This window comes from Paraburkholderia youngii (genome assembly GCF_013366925.1).
Lineage (GTDB): Bacteria > Pseudomonadota > Gammaproteobacteria > Burkholderiales > Burkholderiaceae > Paraburkholderia > Paraburkholderia youngii.
In genome coordinates, this window is record NZ_JAALDK010000002.1 from 31,598 (window position 1) to 49,912 (window position 18,315).

Genomic DNA, 18,315 nt, shown 5'->3' on the forward strand with positions numbered 1-18,315 from the left:
ACAAGGCGTCTGGGTCGTGGGTAAGCAGACCGGGTATTACGGGGAAGCGGCAGTCGCTCGTGGGCAAGGTCGGCACACCGCGGACTCACCGTAGCGGGGAATGAATGTTTGCATGGAACCCGAGAACCCACGTGATATAGACGAGTGCAGCGAAAACGCCTGCCAACGTACCGAGCACGTCCCTCGCGAGCGCACCGCGCGTGAAATGGACTGGAATGCCAACCAGCAGGTACGCCACAGAGAAGACGATGGCGACCATCAAAGGCGGGCACGCGAATGCAGCATCGACATCGGTAAGTGCAGACATGATGGGATCGGGAGTCGTAAATTCAGTGGAGTTGATCCACGAGCGCATCGGCGCCCTTGTCAAGGCCCGTCCTGGCGGCGCTGAGAGAACCGAAAGCGGCCGGGAGATTCATTGCGTTCGGGTACTGCTTCGAGACGTAGGCTTTCAGCAGTTTCCCGCTGCTGCCGTCATAGATTTCCACAGCATAGGAAACCGACCCGCCGAATGCGCCCTGTCCCCCACGGACCGCCTGAACACCGTTATAGAGATTGCCGGCAATGTCGAAATGCATGACCTGACCGACGATCGGTGTCGTTTTTTCCGCACCGGTCAGCGTGAGCTTGATTCGCAGCGCGTTCGGGCCGGCCTGCTTCGCAGTGTCGAACCGTTTGGCCAGTTTCTTCGCGAAAGTCTCCGCCATGTAATTGGCCAACTCGGTCCGGTCCTCGTTCTTCACGTCGCCGAACTGGTTGTCGGTGCCCTGGTACACGGCGACGGGTTCCAGCATGACTTGGATGTACCGCGACCAGTTGACAGGCGCCGCGTATTTGTAGGGCACCTTGCCCGAATCGCCATCGCGGTTTTGCTTCAATTGCGACGACGATGAAATAGCCGTGTAGGCGACAGGCTGCACACCAGCGCACGCCGCGAGAGATAACGCGGCCGTGACCGAAATAAGAAGCGGGACGAGCTTGTGCGTGAACATGTTGTGTTCCTTGAAGAGGTGGCCTGGCTGAGCGGCGGGGCCTTGAATGAGCGAGAACCGATGGGACCGAACAGTAGCATCGTCCAAATTGAATGTAAACCGTCTACCCGGTTTGTTTTTGTGCCGCCCGCGGCGGTACAATGCCCCGAAATACGGCGACTGTCCCCTTGCGGTAACGGGTTGGGGGTGGTGTGCCGACACGCATTCGCCACGCCGGGTGCCCACCCAATACCATCGCGACGCGACAGCAATCGGGCCAGCAACGCCTCGGTCGCGACGTCATCAATATCGACAATGGACAACCAGACCCGCTCGGAGATATCCCGCAAGAAAGCAATTGATGCCGCTCTCGTCATCCTGACCCGGGAAGGAGTGGGCGGACTGACGTTCGATTCCTTGTCGCGCGAAAGCGGCATCAGCAAGGGCGGACTGTTGCATCAATTCCGCACCAGGCAAGGCGTGCTTGGTGCGTTACTCGAGTATCAGCGGCAACAGTTCGAGCAGATTGCTCGTGACTATGTGGCAAAGGAGGGCGCGTCGAAAGCCGAACCGACCTTGGCGGCCCAGATCGCCATTTACCGGGAGTCGGTCAATCAGCCGCACTCCGTCGCACGGGCCGTGCTTGCGGCGATTATCGAGAGCCCGAACCTGCTGGACGGAATGAAGACGTCGGACGAAGCGAAAATGAAGGCGTTGCACGACGAGGCGGCAGACGCGGATTTGTCGTTGCTGCGCTACTTTGCCGCCAGTGGCCTCGCGTTTCACTCGCTGCTGGGCATGTCGCCCCTGGATGATACGGTCCGTAATCGTCTATTCGATCGGCTTCTTGACGAAGAAAAATGGCACGGTCCTCGCGCGCAAGGAAAAGGTCGCAAACGATCTGCCGGATGAACTGGCGGTCGGACCCGCTCATGCGATCAAAGGGGGTTTCCCCTGGCGCTTGTGAGGCAAGGCTTGCCGGCAGATCCGTAGAACTCTTCGAACCTCGCCGCTCGCCTCTCAATGCACGATGCCGAAGAACAGGATCGCACCTTCGGCTGGCGTCAGGCCCGCCTTGAAGTAGCCTTCGAGCCGGTCGGCTGTCGCCTCGTCGAGTGTGAACGGCGGGTGGATGTAGCCCACGGCGAATACATAGTCGTACCAGTCGCTGAGCCACCGGCGCAGTTGGATCACGTCCTGCGGGCCGATGAGTTTTTCGACCTGAGAACGCAGCGATATGTTGCCCACCATGATTTCCCCCCTCGATGCACGATGCGTCGATGCTATGGCGATCGGCGAGTGCGTCCTATCGGCACCGGCGGAATGTCGTCTCAGGAAGGGCTGGTTTTAGCCGTCAGGATTTGCTCCATCAGCATCGGCATGGCCTAAGGGTTTCCTGACACGCGAATCAGGATGTGTCACCCTGGTTTTCCAGCTTGCACTGAATGCGATACGACTTCTGCTCATAGATGATGAGGTATCGAAATGCAATGTCGAATTGATGGATCATGATGGGCTATCTGTCGGAGCGGGAGAACGTCGTCGAGCAGATCGACTCGATATGTCTACGACTGTTCGACACCTGGTGCGAGGCGCGCAGCGTGAAATCGCTCGCATATTTGATGCACTGCTGGCCGCTGATCGACAGCACGCCCAACGCGCTCAAACGGCTGGGTGAAACGATGCGCGAATTGCGTCGCAATCACGCGGAGCAGATCAGCGAGTATGACTTTCGCGCGCTGTGCGAAGTAGCCGACCTGATCGACGAACTGACCGAGCCTCGCGCAGTCCGGCTGCTGGCCGTGGTGGGCGAGGCGGCGCAATAGCGAGCCGCAACGCAGCAAAAAACGCAGAAGAACGGAGCAAAGCGTGCGAGCGGCGAGAGGCGAGCAGCGTGCGGCGGCAGTGAGGCCGCGGTGCAGCTGTTTCATCGGACGTTTCAAAACCGTCGAGCGCGCGATAGACCAGGCTCTGACATCGAGTGCAGAATAGGACAGCCTGCAACTCGTTGAGCGGTCTCGGAAAGGGAACACCGCATCATGAGCCATTTCGCCACCCCGGTCGCGCAGACCGGCACTATTCTGATAGTCGACGATACGCCGGGCAATCTCGGCGTAGTTGTCGACAGTCTCGAAGCGCGAGGCATACGCGTGCTGGTGGCGCTCGACGGTATCGAAGCGTTGGAGCGCGCGGTCTTCTCGCAGCCCGATGTGATCCTGCTCGACGTGAAGATGCCGGGCATCGACGGCTTCGAGACCTGTCGACGCCTCAAGCTCGATGAGCGCACGCGTGATATTCCCGTCCTGTTCATGACCTCGCTGACGGGCAACGAGGACCGCGTCGAAGGTTTTCTTGCAGGTGGCGTCGACTATGTGACCAAGCCGTTGCGCGTCGACGAGATGGTCGCGCGCGTCGGCGTGCATCTCGAGCTGCGGGTGATGCATAAGCGGGTTCTCGCGCAAAACCGGCAACTGCTGGCGGAAGTGGCCATGCGCAAGGAAACGGAGGCTGCGTTATCGCAAGCGCGCGACGATCTCGAGCGGCGTGTCGCGTTGCGTACGGAAGAACTGGCGCGCGCGAACGCGTGCTTGCAGGCAAGCGAGGCCCGCTTTCGCGCGATTGTCGAAACGAGCCCGGTGCCGCTGTGCATCACCTCGATGCCTGACGGGCACATCCTGTACACGAATCAGCCGCTGCGCGAACTCTTCGGCATGGACGAACGCTTGTCCGCCAATATCGCGGATTTCTACGCCGACCGCGGGGAGCGCGAGCGTCTGATCGAGCATCTGCGCAAGGAGGGCAGCTTGCGCGATAGGGAGATACAGTTCCGGCGTGCGGACGGTACACGGTTCTGGGCGATGGCGACGGCGCGCGTCGCGACTTATGACGATGCTCCCGCGATCTATGTCGGCCTGAACGACATTACGGGTCGCAAGCAGATGGAACAGGAACTCGTCGAATCACGCGAGCAGCAGCGCGAACTGTCCGCGTATATGGAGGCGATCCGCGAGGAAGAGAGAAAGCGCATTGCGATGGAGATTCACGACGAACTGGGCCAATTGCTGACTGCGCTCAAGATGGACGTGTCGTTGCTCAAGATGCGCATAGCGCACGACGCGGAAGCGTCGAAGAAAGCCGATGATATGCGGCAACTGGTCGAAGGCACGATCTCGATGGTGCGCAATGTCGCGAGCCATTTGCGGCCTGCCGCGCTCAACTTCGGAATCGTGTCTGCGCTCGAATGGCTTGTCGAGGAGTTCAACCGCCGCCATGCGATTGCGTGTGAATTGCGCATCGAAGGCGGCGACCCCGCGTTGTCCGACGCCCATGCGACGGCCCTGTTTCGCATCGCACAGGCGTCGCTGACGAACGTCGCGCGGCACGCCGACGCCACACATGTCGAGGTGACGCTTGTTTCGACAGCGGCGGAGCTCCTGCTGCAGGTGCGTGACGACGGCCGAGGCTTCGATCAGCAAGTCGTGAGGCGCGACTATTCATATGGCCTGCTCGGCATGAACGAGCGCGCGCGGCTGATCGGCGGATCGCTTTCAATCGACAGCGCGCCCGGCGCGGGCACCATGGTTTCGATTCACATTCCGCTCGATGCTGTTGGAAGGTAAGGCCAAGCGATTCACGTTCCGCGGCGCAAATCATCGGATTTATCTTCCTTCCAGATATTGCTCGACGAAATTGAGAATCGACTTGGACCGGTAAGCCTTCGCCAACCTGAGGAGGTGGTCCGCGAAGGGTCGATAGCGCTCGTCGAGCTCGGTCAAGTGTTGCGCGTGTTGCGCAATGGCACGCATATCGCCGAGTCGCGCGAGGTAATGCAGCGCTTGAATTTCCTCCGGCGGGGGCGCCTTCAAGTCGTCGGGAAGAGGCGCGACGGCGGGTACAGCAGATGGTCCCGCTTCAGTGACTTGCGCCTCTGAAGCTGCATCGATCCACTCGACATTCAGGAGCGCCGCGACGACGGACAATAGCTGGCCGAAGTCGATCGGTTTGGCCAGAAAGGCATTTGCGCCGGCCTCCAGACTTTGCGCCGCATCGGTTCTCGACGCGCGTGCGGAGACTGCGACGATCGGGAGGTCCCGGAACTCGGCCATCTGGCGCAAGCGACGCGTGGCTTCGAGGCCGTCCGTCCCGGGCATGACCACGTCCATCAGGACGAGCGCAGGATGCAGGGATTCGATTTTCTCCATTGCTTCAGATCCATTACCCGCCTGCGCCATGTCGAATCCGAGCGGACCGAGCATATCGACCATCACGGCACGGTTCTCCGCCACGTCATCCACAACGAGGATAGTCTTGCGCGGCCCTCTGTAGCCGCTCACGATCCGTTCGGGCGTGGCGACAGCGGCGCAAGGCGCTACCACCTCGACGTCCAGCTCGATCGAAAAGGCGCTGCCTATATCGCGGCGACTTTCGACATGGATCTCGCCTCCCATCAGGCGCACGAGTTGCCGGCTAATGGCTAGCCCGAGGCCCGTACCGCCAAAGCGATGATGGTCCTCGCTGACCTGCTCGAAAGGACTGAAGATTTCCTCCAGACGCCCTTGATCTATGCCGATGCCGGTGTCGCGGACTTCAAAACATAGTCGCGTCGGCGGTGTGAAAGCGACGCGCAGACGCACGCTTCCCTGCTCGGTAAATCTGATCGCGTTCGACAGCAGGTTGAGCAGCGCCTGGCGTAACCGTATTTCGTCCGCCCGCACACACGCGGGCAGATCCGGCGGCATCTCGCAAACGAAGGCCAGACCTTTTTCCGTAGCCTTCACCCGTATCGTCTCGGCGATAAAAGAGACGAACTGTTCGAGCGGGACGTCGGACAGATTGAGTTCCATTCTCCCGGCCTCGATTTTGGCGATATCCAGGATGTCGTCGATGAGCGTAAGCAGGTGTTCGCCGCTGCGCTGGATCACTGCAAGTCCGTCGAGCTGGTGCTGATCGAGGGTCGTGTCGCGCTTGAGGATTTGCGCGTACCCAAGAATTCCGTTGAGTGGCGTGCGCAGTTCGTGGCTCATGTGTGCCAGAAACTGACTCTTCGCCTGATTGGCCGCATCGGCACGCTCCTTGGCAACGGCTAGTTCCGCTGTCCGCTCGCGAATCATGTCTTCGAGGTGCTCGCGATAGCGCCGCAACTCCGCTTCGGCATGCTTTTGCTCCGTGATATCACGCGAGATACCGAGCAGGAACCGGGGCTCGCCGCGCACATCGACGATCGGGATCTTCATCGTGTGCACGAGGCGAAGTCCATGGCGCGTATGAACCGGCTCCTCCGGTATGTCGATCATTTGCCGCGACTCCAGCACCTCGCGATCCTTCAGCGCGAAGAAATTGGCCTCGTCGACGGGAAACAGGTCGTGGACGGAGCGGCCGAGGAACTCCTCGCGCCGGTAGCCGAGAAGTTGCTCCGTCGCCTTGTTCAAGCGCACGAAATGGAAGGTCTCGGCCTCCTTGACGAAGACCATGTCCGGGATGTTTTCGATGATGCTGTTAAGAAAGTTCTCGCTTTCCCGAAGCGCATCTTCGGCGTGCTGACGTTCGGCGATTTCGGCGGCCTGACCCGCGAGCGCCGTACTGAGTTCCGCCGTCCGCTGGGCGACGCGTGCCTCGAGTCCGGCGTTGAGCTCTTTTAGCGCCTGCTCGGCCTGGCGGCGTTGGCGTCGGTCTTCGAGGAACTGCTCGACAGCACGCGCCATATCGGCAATCTCGTCGCCGCCGTGCACGGGGACGCCAGCTTGCGCGTTCCCGGCATCGCCATGTCGCAGAAAATGGCTGACGCGGCGCAGGCGCGCCACCACATGGCGCCCGAGGAATTCGCGGGCGATTAGCCAGGTGAGCAACAGGCTGACAGCGAGTCCGCCTGCCACCCATTTACGGGTGCGATCTGCGCGAGCGGCCAGATCCTGGACTGCTTCGCGGTATTCGCTCGTCAAATCATCCGACTGCCGGTGCGCCGCGGCGGCGAGCGCGTCGGCCGCGCCGCGCAGATCCGCGTCGAGGCTGGCCAGCGACACGCCTGCCGGTTGCACCGACGCCGAGGCACCCCGGCGGGCGAGCGCGGTCTCGCGCACCTGCGCCTCGATGTTGACGATGTTGCGAAAGCGTTGGCTCGACCGATAAAGTGTCAGCGGGTCGACACCTGGGTCTTCGCTCGTGGTCGCCGAGGCCAGCCGGCTAACCAGGCCGTCGAAGGATGCCAACTGTTCGAGCACCTGCCGATGCGTCTCGCGCACGGCTTCAACCGTATCGTCGCTAGACAGCTGCAAGGCGAGGCGTTCGATCGTCAGCGTGTGCTGCACGAGATCCTGCGCATCCACGAGGCGGGCGAGCCGCTGTTCGGCCAGCTGACGGATCGAGTAGGCCGAAGTGGCCAACGAGTAGATCGACGTGGCGCCGATCACGACCACCAGCGCGGCAAGGCACGAGGCGACGAGCGCAAACTGAGCGGTCAGCGATTGTGGGAATGGCAGTTTCACGGGCGTTGCCAGATCCTACGATAAATGTCGCGATAGCCGTTGTCAGGATCGTAGAGCAGGTGATCGCCGCCGTCAGCGGCGATGTTGTCCGCCGTGACGAGATGCACGGGGCTCACGTAACCCGTTACGCCTTCTCCGGCGAAAAGCCGGTTCAGTTCGTCGACCAACTGCCAGCCGTGCAGATTCAGGGGTTCGGCGACGGTCCCCGTCTGGAACGTACCCGTGCGGATGCGCAGGAAGGCGGACTCGCTGCCGTCGCCGGCCGACAGCATGATCATTGCGGCGTTTGGTATTCCCGCCTGCGTCAATACCGGCACGGCGTAGTCGAAGTAGATGTCGTTTATCCCCAGCGCACAGGTCCAGCGCGGGCCGTAACGCGCGAGCAGGGCACGTGTCGCTTCTGGCACCAGCTTCTCGCTGCGCGAGATCGCCACGTCGCGCACTTCAAGCAGGGTACAGCCACTGCACTTGCGAACGACAGCAGCCATTGCGTCCGCCTTTTCCTGTGCGATCCGGAAACCGGTATCGGAGAAGATGACGACGCCCGCATGTCCGGCAGACTGCACGACGGCCGCGAGCGCGGTCACCCGTGCAACCTCGAGCGGATCCGTCGAGACGTTCATCGCGACGGGCGTGCCTGGCACGGGTCCGGCCCGCGCCGCCACGTGCCAGCCGACGATCGGGATGTTGCTGTCGGCAAACTGCCGCAGTGCGGGGAGCAGCGCATGTGCGTCGCCCCCGGCGAGGATCAGACCGTCGGGGCGGCCTGCCAGCGCATTCGCGAGCATCTTCAGACGGAGCTCGGCCGTACCGCCGGAATCGAAGATCCTGACGCGCCAGCCTATGACCTTGGCCGCCTCCAGCACACCATCGACCACCCCGAGGATGCCGCCGTTGCGCAAATCCTCGGCGACCACGGCGATATGCTTTCCGGATTGCGCGCGCGGGCCATTGCGCGGCCCGCTCCAGGGCGCAGCGGGTCGCGAAGCGGCGTCGACCACTCGCTTCGCCATGGCCAGAAAGTCCGTCGCGGCGACCGGCGCTGAAGTCGAAGGGGCAGGTAATAAATCCTGCGCCGTGGCCGCCGACAGCTCGCACGCGCATGCCAATGCCAATGCCAGAAGGAAGCCTCTCATGCTGTCCCTCCACGGGGCTCCGTCGAGTTCGATTGGTGTCGCCCAAGCCGCTCGCGGAGCATTTGCTGGTTAGCATATTACAACCCGATTCCCGCGTGGCATGGGTCATGCGCCGGCGCGCAACATCACGCTGCCGCTGGATGCGCACGAACGGGCGAGAAGTCTCGGCATCGACCTTCCCGAGTTGCGCGGAGGCCTTGCACGCCTCACGCGACGGCTCGCCGGCCTTCAGCAAAAGGGTCCGCGCCAGCTGGAGCCATCAAACGTCATGGCGCGTGTCGGGCTGCGCGACCTCGTCGCGCAGCCTGCGTCTTTGAGAAGGTGTCGACAACATCGAATCGACATAGGTGTGCGCCCGATTTTCTCCATACTTGAACGCCTCCCGCTCAGTCAGAAAATCGAACTGCTCAGGAAAGCTGACCCGTTCCTGTTGCGGATTGCCGGGCAATCTCACGGTCCATGACACGCGATAGCGGCGATATTTACCGCCGAGCCAATGCGTCTTCGATAGCGAGACGTTTACCTCGATATTGCAGCCGCGATACAGCGCGTATTCCTGAATGGACATCGCTTTTCTCCCGCAACTGAACGGGTCGCGCCGTTCGGCCGCGAAAAGCGCGCAGCCCATGGCTGTCTCCGTTATGCGTTTCGTATTGACGATGCATCTTTAGCAACCCGCGTTCCCGGCGAACCGGCGCGGCCGTATGCGCACGCGAGCCTCGCCGCTCGCGAGGGTTGCGACGGAGGCGGGCAGCGGCATGCGGAATGCGGAATGCGGAATGCGGAATGCTCGCGGGTTGGTACGGACCGACACGATGGATCACAAAGACCGGGCCGAGAACAGGCGCATACCGAAGCGCTGTGGCTGGGAGCAGAGATGAGCGCGCAGGTGAATTGGACAAAGCACGCCGTTTGTCACGGCAATATCGTGATCATTGGACTAGGAAGCATCGCGAGTTCGCTGCTACCGATACTTTTCAGGCACATCGATGTTTGCCCGAAACACGTGACCGTGTTTTGCCCGCCCGGCAACGATACGGCGATCGCTCGCGAATGCGGGCTGAGCGTCGTCGAGCAGGCGCTGTCGGAGAACAACTTCGAGGCGCTGCTCGCTGGCTACGTCAAAAGAGGCGACCTCGTGCTGAATCTGTCAGTGAACGTGTCGAGCGAATCGCTCGTGCGTTTCTGCTGGTCTCGTGGCGCGCTGTATCTCGACACATCCATCGAGCCATGGGAAGGAGAGTCGACCGATCCCGATCGTTCCGCCTCCAGGCGCAGCAACTATGCGCTTCGGGAAGCTTTGCTGGCCTTTCGCCTCGACAAGCGCGACGGTCCGACCGCCGTTCTCACGCAAGGCGCGAACCCCGGACTGGCTTCGGCGTTCGTAAAACAGGCGCTGCTCGATATGGCCTCCAACAGCGGCATCGAGGCAACAGCGCTGCGCAGCTACGAGGACTGGGCTGCGCTCGCACACCGGCTGAACATCAAGGCGATTCACGTAGCGGAGCGGGACTTCCAGATCGCCAAATGCCGCAAGGCGCGAAACGAATTCGTCAATACGTGGTCCGTCGACGCTTTCGTGGAAGAGGGCATGCAGCCGGCGGAACTTGGATGGGGTACGCATGAACGGCATTGGCCTGCGGACGCGCGTCGGCACGGATTCGGCAGTGATGCGGCGATCTACCTGCAACGCCCGGGACTCGCGACCCGCGTACGCAGTTGGACGCCGCTCGCCGGTAGTTATCATGGGTTCCTCATTACGCACGGAGAGTCGATCTCCATCGCCGACCATCTGACACTTCGCAAGGATGGCGAAGTGATCTACCGTCCGACGGTGCACTATGCTTATCGGCCCTGCGACGATGCATTTCTTTCGATCGACGAGTTCGCCGGACGAGGCTGGCGCCTGCAGGACCAAAAGCGGATCATGCGCGATGAGATCGTCGATGGCGCCGACGAACTCGGCGTGCTGTTGATGGGAAACGACAACGGAGTCTACTGGTACGGCTCCCGTCTGACCACGCCGCAAGCCCGTCGACTCGCGCCGCATAACGACGCAACGAGCCTGCAGGTGGTGGCCGGCATCCTGGCCGGCATCGTATGGGCGCTCGGGAATCCGGACGCCGGCGTAGTCGAGCCGGACGACATCGACTATCAAACCGTGATGCGGGTCGCGCGACCCTATCTGGGCGAGATGATTGGCGTCTATGATTCATGGACGCCGCTCGGGCAACGCTCGCTCCTTTACGATTCGCCGTGCGACGACGATCCCTGGCAATTTCTCAACATACGCGTTCCATAGCGGGCAGACCTTCGGAGACCGGCTTATGTCGTCACTGTTGAACAAGGAACAGGGCGTTGTCGAGGACTCGTATTACGAGGCGAGCGTCACCCGTGCGCAGCCTCATCCTCCATTGCAGGAGAAACTCAACGCGGACGTGTGCGTGATCGGCGCTGGCTATGCGGGGCTTTCGTGCGCGCTGGAGCTGGCCGAGAGTGGCTTCGACGTGGCATTGCTGGAGGCGCAGCGCATCGGCTGGGGGGCGTCTGGGCGTAACGGTGGGCACGCGATTGTCGGCTTCGGCGACGAGGGTGAAGATGCGATCGAGCACCAATGTTCCCGCGAGGTCGCGCGAAGGGCGTGGGACGTGTCGCTGGAGGGTATGCGACTGTTGGAAGATCGGCTTGTGCGCTTCGGCATCGATTGCCATTATCGGCGCGGATATCTGACGCTTGCCGTCAGCGATCGGAAGGCGGAACAACTGATGAACTGGGTGCGGCGCACGCGCGACAGGTACGACTACCCGCTCGAATGGCTGGGCCGCACGGCGCTTGACGCTCATATAGCGTCGCAGCGGTTCGCCGCGGGCGTGTACGACGCCGGGTCGGGCCATCTTCATCCGCTTCTCTATTGCCTTGGTCTGGGCGAGGCGGCGCGTCACGCGGGCGTCAGGATTTTCGAGAATTCCGCCGTGTCGCGGCTAGATCGGGGCGCTCGGCCTGCGGTGAAGACAGCCGAGGGAGAGGTGTCGTGTGACCGTGTGGTAATGGCTGGAAACGTTTATCTGGGAGAGTTCGGCGATCATCCCGCGCCGGAGATCGAGGCCCGCATCATGCCCGTGGGCACCTACATGATCGCGACGGAACCGCTTACCAGCGCGCGGGCGGACGCGCTGATGCCGGGCCGCGCCGCGGCGTCCGACAACAATCTGATACTCGATTACTTCCGGCTGAGCGCGGATCACCGTTTGCTGTTCGGTGCAGGCGAAACGTATGACGCCACCACACCGCGCAATCTGATCGACCGTATGCGCAGACGCATGACGGGCGTTTTTCCGCAACTCGCCGACGTGAACATCGAATATGCATGGGGCGGCTTTGTCGACGTCACGATGAACCGCGCGCCGGATCTCGGTCGTATCGGCGACAACCTCTACTATGTGCAAGGCTTCTCCGGACATGGGCTGGTGTTCGCGGGAATGGCCGGCAAGATTCTGGCGGACGCGATCGGCGGCGATGCGTCCCGCTTCGACGTATTCAGCCGCATCAGGCATCGACGGTTCCCGGGCGGCAAGAGGCTACGCACACAGGCTTTAGTTCTGGGCATGTGGTATTACAAGCTCCGTGAACTCATCTGACCGACGCTTGTGATGGGGCCGGTGCCCGCTGATGTTCGCGGGCAGCCGCCTCCGCTTATGTCCTCATACGTCCATCGGACCAAGCGGCATGTCTCCGGTGTCAGGCGCCGACCAGTATGGTCGCCGGTTGTAGTACTTATGCAACTCGGTTCCCCATGCTGGATCTGCCATGGACGGCCAATGATCCTTGTCGAACCCTGGGTCGTCCTTGATCCGTTGCGCGGTGATGTCGACACGGAAGCATTTTTCCGCCGCGTCGAGAGTGAGTGCATTCCACGGAATCGCGTGCAGCGTGTCGCCCATACCGAGGAAACCTCCTTCCGACAGGACGGCGTAGGCGACGCGACCACCCCGGACGTCGAGCATGATGTCGGAAATCTTGCCGACATGTTCGCCGTCGGTGGTGATTACCTTGTTGCCGTCCAGTGTGTCGGCGGACATCACATCCGGCCCCGGTCCTTCTCCTACGCCACCGCCAACTATCCGCGCGCCCGCTTCGCCGGTCGTTCGATGTGGATCAAGCCTGGTCATGATGTCCTCCCTCGTTTCTGATGGTATCAGCGGGGTCGCAACCGCCATGCCCGCCCAAACGAGCTAGTCGGCAGGTGAGTCGCAGCGGACCGTCGTGGCGTTGGTTCTTTCTACCGTCAGATTGATCGAGCGTTCCGTGGCAGGACGGGTACGGTGGCGCATGCCGGCTGGAACCGTGAGCATTTGGCCTCGCCGCAACTCGACCTGGCCGTCGTCGAAGTCAATGATCAATGTTCCGTCGATCGCGATGAACGTTTCGTCGGAGTCGGGATGGATATGCCAAAAATATGGCGCATTCATCACGCTAATATGGACGTCGTGATCATTGACGGTCGTCAGGACTTCATTTCGGTAACCGTCGCAAGCGGTATCTATCGTGGTGAGAAATTCGACTGGTTCGATCATCCATCTCTCCCTACTGGATCGGCGGCACGACGCCGAGTTTTTCGGCCAGCATTCTTTCGTAGACGCCGAAGTGCAGATCGACCTCTTCCTGCGTCACCACCGTCACGAAGACATTGATCTGGTCCAGCTGCAAACCCAACACCGTGGCGATCGCCGCTTCCAGCTGCGGCGCGCAAAGCCGATCGTCCGGGAAAGTGGTGCCGACAGAGATTTCGTAAGCCGATTCCTGCCGGAATACCACTTCGACCAGCCGCGCGCGGGCGCTCATATTGTTGTCGATCGCCAGCCGGATGACTTCGGCCGCCGAGCGCATCGTCTCGCTTGGAAAACCTTTCGTTGAGCGCAACCGGATTCGGTGCCGCCCAAGGGTGAGCCAGTCATGTTCGAATTCCATGAAGACCTCGCACGGTTCGTCGGAGTGTCGTAAAAATAGTGCTCACTGGGCCGAATTCAAGAACAAAATTTTGCGCTACCCACCTTGAAATTTTCTCCGTGCATACTATTCTAAATTCCGCTCAGGCAGTCGCGCCGGCCATGCGGCGCGCTGCGTGTTTCGATTTGTTTGCCGCAGCCCGGCAGACGGACTGGAGCGCGTAGGCCGGTTCGTTTCCGTGCTGCATCGAAGGAGGAAACGATCATGAGTGACCTTTACTTCGGAGCCGACCTGTTCAGTGAGTTCGACCGTCTGCAACGGCAGATGGCGAGCCTCTTCGGCGGCTTCCCTTCCAGTATCCGTTCTGGCCGCGCTGGCGCCTTCCCGCAGATCAACATCGGTTCGACCGACGACTCGATCGAGATCGTCGCGTTCGCGCCGGGAGTCGATCCGGCCACGCTCGACGTATCGCTCGACAAGGGGTTGCTGACCATCAGCGGCGAGCGCGCGAGCTCGCAACCGGAAACCCGCGGCGACGATGTGCGCACCTATGCGCAGGAGCGATTCGTGGGCACGTTCCGCCGCGTGGTCGAGCTCCCGCAAAACGCGGACCCTGGCAAGGTCAGCGCGCGGTACACCAATGGATGCCTGATGGTGAGCATCGGCAAAAGCGAGGCGTCAAAGCCGCGGGCGATCACCGTTCAGTGAGCGGCTGGCAGAACTACGGAGGACATCATGAACGACACGACTGAACTCGCCAGAAAGGACCAAACGGCGGTGGCCCAGCGCGACGGTGATGCGTCGCAACGCCGGATCACGTTGACACCGCCGGTAGACATCTTCGAGGACAGCCACGGCATCACGCTGTGGGCGGATCTTCCGGGCGTGACCAGGGAGCGGCTGGACGTCAAGGTCCACGATGGCAACCTGTACATCGAAGCAGAGGCGATGGTGCCGACACCGGCGGAACTGCGTCTGCAGCATGCGGAGATCCGTCAGCCTCACTTCGCGCGGGCGTTTTCGATGAGCGCCGACTTCGATGCGTCGAAAATCGAAGCCAATCTGAAGGACGGCGTATTGAAGCTGACGATACCGCGCCGCGACGAAGCGCGACCGCACCGGATCGAGGTGCGTACCGACTGAACGAACCATCGACATCGGCCAGCACCGACGCCAGGATTACCCCGCAGCGGGTGACGATCTGGCTCGCCGGGCCGTTAGCTCAATTGGTAGAGCAGCGGACTTTTAATCCGTTGGTTACTGGTTCGAATCCGGTACGGCCCATACGAGTTCCAGCTATCTGGCGCAGACGACAGGCAATACGCGCCTGCTTGCGAGTGCGAACTTCGTGGCGATGAAACGTCTTGCGTGCCCGGGCATCGTCCATGCTGAGTGATGTTCACGCGCGGCATCACGCGCCGTGTGACACTGCAAGGAGCAAATCATGACGACCCAGCAACCACAGCCGAAAACGCCGAAACCCGCTGACGCCGACACGGGCAACGAAGGCACGTTCGAAACGGACATTTCCGAATCCGGCGATGACGGCACGAACGTGCGGCAAGCAGAAGTCAAAGAAGAAGACCTGTCCGAAGTGAAGCCATCGCAGGAAAAGGGCGGCCAATGACGATGCGCACAGCGTCTCGCGTGTAGAGCTGTCCGTCGCGTTGCCGCGCATCACGCGATCTCGGCCTTCACGAACCGCGCCATGAAGGTGCGGGTCGTGCCATCGGGAAACAGCACCGCGACCTGTTCGTCGGTTGAAAACACCACATGGCCCGAGCCGTATTTGCGCACGCGGACCGGGTCGCCGCGGCCGAAGCGCGCCTTCCTGCTGGCGTGGCGCGGCGGCCGCTTATCGTCGGCGGCGGTTCGTTGCGCTTCGAGCGTCGCTGCGAGCGGGTTCAGGCAGTTGTCGCAAGTGCCGCAGCGCTCGAATCCCTGCGCATCGCCGAAATATTCGAGCATCACGCGCCATCGGCATCCGCCGGTTTGCGCGTAATCGATGATCTGCTGGAGTGCGTCGCGATCGCGCGTCGCGAGCTGCGCATAGCGTTCGACCGCAGCCTCGATCGCGCTGTCCTCGGCGCTATCGCGGCCACGCTCGCGTAGTCGATATCGCTGCAGCCGGCTGCGCGATACGTGCCCCGAGTCGGTCAGCATCTTCAGCGCCACGGCGAGCTTGTTGCGCCCCACGTCAGGCACCGCGTCGAGCAGCTCGCGCGCCGTCACGCCAGAAGCGGGCGCTTTCGCGCGCTGCGCGAGTACGTCGCAGATCCGCCGCAGCAGCGCAGCGTCGGGATAGCGGCCCAGCGCGAGAAACTGCTGCACACGCCGATCGTTCAGATCGAACAACAGCTCGCAGCGCGCGACCTTCCCGTCGCGTCCCGCGCGTCCGCTTTCCTGGTAATACGCATCGATGCTGCCGGGAATCTGGTAATGGACGACGAAGCGGATGTCGGGAATATCGACGCCCATCCCGAACGCGTTGGTTGCGATCATCACGCGCACGTCGCCCGACACGAAACGCTCCTGCGCATCGTGCCGCTCGCGCGCGGACATACGGCCGTGATAGCAGGCGGCGGCAACTTCCCAGCTGCGCACCGTCGCCGCGAGTCGTTCGGCTTCGCGCACGGTCGCCGTGTAGACGATGCCTCGGCCGGATTCGCTCGCGAGCAGCGTGCGCAACGCGTCCGTCTTCGCCTCTCTTGCGCGCGTCGATGCCCGCTGTCGTCCGCCACCCACCGACACCTGCGTCACTCGATAGTGAAGGTTGTCGCGATACACGCCAGTGTTCACGATGCGCGGCTCGTGAAGGCCGAGCGAGCGCACGATGTCCTCGCGGATGTCCGGCGTCGCCGTCGCGGTCAGCGCGAGGATTGGCGGCTTGCCGAGCGCCTTGACCGCATCGACGATGCGCAGGAACGCCGGGCGAAAATCGTGGCCCCACTGCGATACGCAGTGCGCCTCATCGACGACCACGAGTTTGATGCGCTGGCGCGAGCCCGCCTGCAATGCGTCGATCAGCTCGGGCCGGGTCAACTGCTCGGGCGTGACGAACACGATGCCGCGGCGCATGCCGCGCAACGCTTCGTAAGCCTCGCGCAGCTCGGCAGCCGGCACCGCGCTATTGATCCGCCAGGCGTCGATGCCGGCCTCGCGCAGCTTGTCGAACTGGTCTTTCATCAGCGCGATCAGCGGCGACACGACGAGCGTCCAACCATCGAGGTGCAACGCCGGCAACTGGTAGCACAGCGATTTGCCGGCCCCCGTGGGCATCACGGCGAGCGTGTCGCGCTGTTCGAGCACGCTGCGGACGATGTCCCGTTGGCCCGGGCGCAGCCGGCTGATACCGAACACCTCGCGCAGCGTCCTGCGCATCGCGTTCAGACGGGCAGACGTGTCGCGCGTGGTGTCGGTGTCAGTCATGAAGATCGGGTTCGCCGGTTGGCTTGGGGGTGCAGCTAGTCAGCCAGCGACGTAGCAACCACCATACCTCGACGGGGCGACGCGGGCGGGTTCGCCCAGGTGTTGAAGATCCGCGGCGCCTGGGGCAACAATGCGCAGCCCGTCACCGTCACCGTCACCGCAAACGACGTCGCGACGTTGCGCAGCGAATTGCACAAATAGCCGGAAGCCGGGCGCGGATCATTCATTAACCGACGCGCTGATATGCGCGATCAACGGATAGTGATCCGACGCGATTCGCGAAAGCGCCGTGCGATGAGCTTCGCCAGTTCTGCATCCACGCGCAACCGGCCCCCGCGGACACGCTTACCCAGCCGATTCGTCGATGATCGCGTGACCCCGACTACCGGATATCGACGATGGCTTCGCGTACGTCGATCTTGCGCGGGATGACGTGCTCGCGATAAGCGAGATCGGCGCAGTCCTGCTGAGCCTTGACGACTTCGTCGGTGAGCGGATAGTGGACGCCCCATTCGAGCCGCGGCAGCGCCCGCGTCCAGATTTCCAGCCGAACACCCGTGTTCTGCGACAGGAATTGCGCCGTCTGCGCGGGATGCGCCAGTTCAAGCGCCGTTTGCCGGTCGAGCACATCGAACAGCAGACGCAACGCGGCGGGATAACGCTGCGCGAACTCGCGCGAGCCGATGTAGAAGCCGTACTGCGGCACCGACAGTTGCCCGATCGACAGAATCGTGCGCGCGCCCGTCGCGAGTTCCGTATCGGCATAGCGCGGGTCCGGCACCGCCCACGCATCGATGAAGCCGCGCTCGAACGCGGCGCGCGCGTCGCTGTAGTTCAGATAAACGAACTGGACTGCCGACGCTGGGAGTCCAGCATCGGCGAGCGCCTTCAGCACGAACAGATGTCCTTGCGAGCCCTTCGCGAAGGCGATCTTCTTGCCCTTCAGATCTTCGATCCGCCGCGCGGGCGAGTTCGCCGGCACGATCAGCCCGTAGCTCTTTTGCATGCGCGGCGCGGACGCGACGTAGACAACGCCGGGCGCGGCGCCCGCCTGCGCGAGGATAGGCGGCGTCGCGCCTACTGTGCCGACGTCGACGTCACCGATGTTGATCGCTTCGACGAGCGGTGCGCCATAGACGAACTCCATCCACTTGACCGCGACACCGTGTTGCGCAAAAGCTTTTTCGAGTTCGCCGGATGCACGCAACGCGACGAGCGGATCGCCTTTCTGGATGCCGATGTTGATGGTCGCGGGCCAGGTGGCGTCGGCTTGAGCCGGGACCTGATAGCCAAAGCAGACGACGAGCGCCGCGAACGTTCGCCACCACAAGCCGCGGAGTGGACGCATGG

Annotated in this window: 19 protein-coding genes and 1 tRNA gene; 9 read left to right on the top strand and 11 right to left on the bottom strand. The window is 62.3% G+C overall.

What is annotated here, in order from left to right:
* Positions 1 to 85: 85 nt before the first annotated feature.
* Both G5S42_RS31380 and G5S42_RS31385 read right to left on the bottom strand, forming a co-directional pair.
* On the bottom strand, positions 86 to 307 hold the full coding sequence (locus tag G5S42_RS31380) for a hypothetical protein (protein ID WP_176110716.1): 222 nt from the start codon (positions 305 to 307) through the stop codon (positions 86 to 88).
* Between the two features lie 22 nt (positions 308 to 329).
* A complete protein-coding gene (locus tag G5S42_RS31385) occupies positions 330 to 992 on the bottom strand; it encodes a DUF3313 domain-containing protein (protein WP_176110717.1) in 663 nt (220 codons plus the stop codon).
* Between the two features lie 294 nt (positions 993 to 1,286).
* On the opposite strand from G5S42_RS31385, the gene G5S42_RS31390 reads away from it, so the two are divergent.
* Entirely contained in the window at positions 1,287 to 1,883 is a 597-nt protein-coding gene (locus tag G5S42_RS31390; protein WP_176110718.1) for a TetR/AcrR family transcriptional regulator, read from the top strand.
* Positions 1,884 to 1,991: 108 nt separating this feature from the next.
* Here G5S42_RS31390 and G5S42_RS31395 read toward each other — a convergent pair whose 3' ends face one another.
* Positions 1,992 to 2,222, bottom strand: coding sequence for a hypothetical protein (locus tag G5S42_RS31395; protein ID WP_176110719.1), 231 nt, complete (start codon positions 2,220 to 2,222; stop codon positions 1,992 to 1,994).
* 257 nt (positions 2,223 to 2,479) lie between these two features.
* On the opposite strand from G5S42_RS31395, the gene G5S42_RS31400 reads away from it, so the two are divergent.
* Both G5S42_RS31400 and G5S42_RS31405 read left to right on the top strand, forming a co-directional pair.
* The gene (locus G5S42_RS31400; RefSeq protein WP_176110720.1) at positions 2,480 to 2,797 is read left to right on the top strand and encodes a hypothetical protein; all 318 of its coding nucleotides are present in this window, start codon (positions 2,480 to 2,482) and stop codon (positions 2,795 to 2,797) included.
* A 213-nt stretch (positions 2,798 to 3,010) separates the two neighbouring features.
* Positions 3,011 to 4,591: a response regulator gene (locus G5S42_RS31405; RefSeq protein WP_176110721.1), complete on the top strand. Its 1,581-nt coding sequence runs from the start codon at positions 3,011 to 3,013 to the stop codon at positions 4,589 to 4,591.
* Positions 4,592 to 4,630: 39 nt separating this feature from the next.
* Here G5S42_RS31405 and G5S42_RS31410 read toward each other — a convergent pair whose 3' ends face one another.
* From G5S42_RS31410 to G5S42_RS31420, 3 genes are all read right to left on the bottom strand, one after another.
* Positions 4,631 to 7,453, bottom strand: coding sequence for an ATP-binding protein (locus G5S42_RS31410; protein WP_176110722.1), 2,823 nt, complete (start codon positions 7,451 to 7,453; stop codon positions 4,631 to 4,633).
* Positions 7,450 to 8,589 carry a substrate-binding domain-containing protein gene (locus G5S42_RS31415; RefSeq protein WP_176110723.1) on the bottom strand — a complete coding sequence of 380 codons (1,140 nt, stop codon included), beginning with the start codon at positions 8,587 to 8,589 and terminating at the stop codon, positions 7,450 to 7,452. The genes G5S42_RS31410 and G5S42_RS31415 overlap by 4 nt, the downstream gene beginning before the upstream one ends.
* Before the next feature lie 259 nt (positions 8,590 to 8,848).
* The gene (locus G5S42_RS31420; protein WP_176110724.1) at positions 8,849 to 9,157 is read right to left on the bottom strand and encodes a hypothetical protein; all 309 of its coding nucleotides are present in this window, start codon (positions 9,155 to 9,157) and stop codon (positions 8,849 to 8,851) included.
* A gap of 309 nt (positions 9,158 to 9,466) precedes the next feature.
* Here G5S42_RS31420 and G5S42_RS31425 point away from each other — a divergent pair, with 309 nt between their 5' ends.
* Together G5S42_RS31425 and G5S42_RS31430 are read left to right on the top strand one after the other, a co-directional pair.
* The gene (locus tag G5S42_RS31425) at positions 9,467 to 10,891 is read left to right on the top strand and encodes a homospermidine synthase (protein ID WP_176110725.1); all 1,425 of its coding nucleotides are present in this window, start codon (positions 9,467 to 9,469) and stop codon (positions 10,889 to 10,891) included.
* Between the two features lie 25 nt (positions 10,892 to 10,916).
* Positions 10,917 to 12,227 (top strand): NAD(P)/FAD-dependent oxidoreductase, encoded by a 1,311-nt coding sequence (locus G5S42_RS31430; protein ID WP_176110726.1) that lies wholly within the window; start codon positions 10,917 to 10,919, stop codon positions 12,225 to 12,227.
* A gap of 63 nt (positions 12,228 to 12,290) precedes the next feature.
* Here G5S42_RS31430 and G5S42_RS31435 read toward each other — a convergent pair whose 3' ends face one another.
* The 3 genes from G5S42_RS31435 to G5S42_RS31445 all read right to left on the bottom strand — a co-directional run bounded on the left by G5S42_RS31435 (position 12,291) and on the right by G5S42_RS31445 (position 13,557).
* On the bottom strand, positions 12,291 to 12,758 hold the full coding sequence (locus G5S42_RS31435) for a PRC-barrel domain-containing protein (protein WP_176110727.1): 468 nt from the start codon (positions 12,756 to 12,758) through the stop codon (positions 12,291 to 12,293).
* Between the two features lie 63 nt (positions 12,759 to 12,821).
* Positions 12,822 to 13,163, bottom strand: coding sequence for a cupin domain-containing protein (locus tag G5S42_RS31440; RefSeq protein WP_176110728.1), 342 nt, complete (start codon positions 13,161 to 13,163; stop codon positions 12,822 to 12,824).
* 10 nt (positions 13,164 to 13,173) lie between these two features.
* Positions 13,174 to 13,557 (bottom strand): hypothetical protein, encoded by a 384-nt coding sequence (locus G5S42_RS31445; RefSeq protein WP_176110729.1) that lies wholly within the window; start codon positions 13,555 to 13,557, stop codon positions 13,174 to 13,176.
* Positions 13,558 to 13,800: 243 nt separating this feature from the next.
* Here G5S42_RS31445 and G5S42_RS31450 point away from each other — a divergent pair, with 243 nt between their 5' ends.
* The 4 genes from G5S42_RS31450 (at position 13,801) to G5S42_RS31465 (ending at position 15,163) form a co-directional block, all read left to right on the top strand.
* Positions 13,801 to 14,244 carry an Hsp20/alpha crystallin family protein gene (locus tag G5S42_RS31450; RefSeq protein ID WP_176110730.1) on the top strand — a complete coding sequence of 148 codons (444 nt, stop codon included), beginning with the start codon at positions 13,801 to 13,803 and terminating at the stop codon, positions 14,242 to 14,244.
* Between the two features lie 27 nt (positions 14,245 to 14,271).
* Positions 14,272 to 14,679, top strand: a complete 408-nt coding sequence (locus tag G5S42_RS31455; protein WP_176110731.1) for an Hsp20/alpha crystallin family protein — start codon at positions 14,272 to 14,274, stop codon at positions 14,677 to 14,679.
* A gap of 68 nt (positions 14,680 to 14,747) precedes the next feature.
* Positions 14,748 to 14,820: transfer RNA gene (locus G5S42_RS31460), tRNA-Lys, on the top strand.
* Between the two features lie 160 nt (positions 14,821 to 14,980).
* Positions 14,981 to 15,163, top strand: coding sequence for a hypothetical protein (locus tag G5S42_RS31465; RefSeq protein WP_176110732.1), 183 nt, complete (start codon positions 14,981 to 14,983; stop codon positions 15,161 to 15,163).
* A 50-nt stretch (positions 15,164 to 15,213) separates the two neighbouring features.
* Here the strand turns inward: G5S42_RS31465 and G5S42_RS31470 are convergent, their stop codons facing one another.
* Both G5S42_RS31470 and G5S42_RS31480 read right to left on the bottom strand, forming a co-directional pair.
* Positions 15,214 to 16,965 (bottom strand): RecQ family ATP-dependent DNA helicase, encoded by a 1,752-nt coding sequence (locus tag G5S42_RS31470; RefSeq protein ID WP_176110733.1) that lies wholly within the window; start codon positions 16,963 to 16,965, stop codon positions 15,214 to 15,216.
* Positions 16,966 to 17,347: 382 nt separating this feature from the next.
* Entirely contained in the window at positions 17,348 to 18,313 is a 966-nt protein-coding gene (locus G5S42_RS31480; protein WP_176110735.1) for an aliphatic sulfonate ABC transporter substrate-binding protein, read from the bottom strand.
* Positions 18,314 to 18,315: the final 2 nt, after the last annotated feature.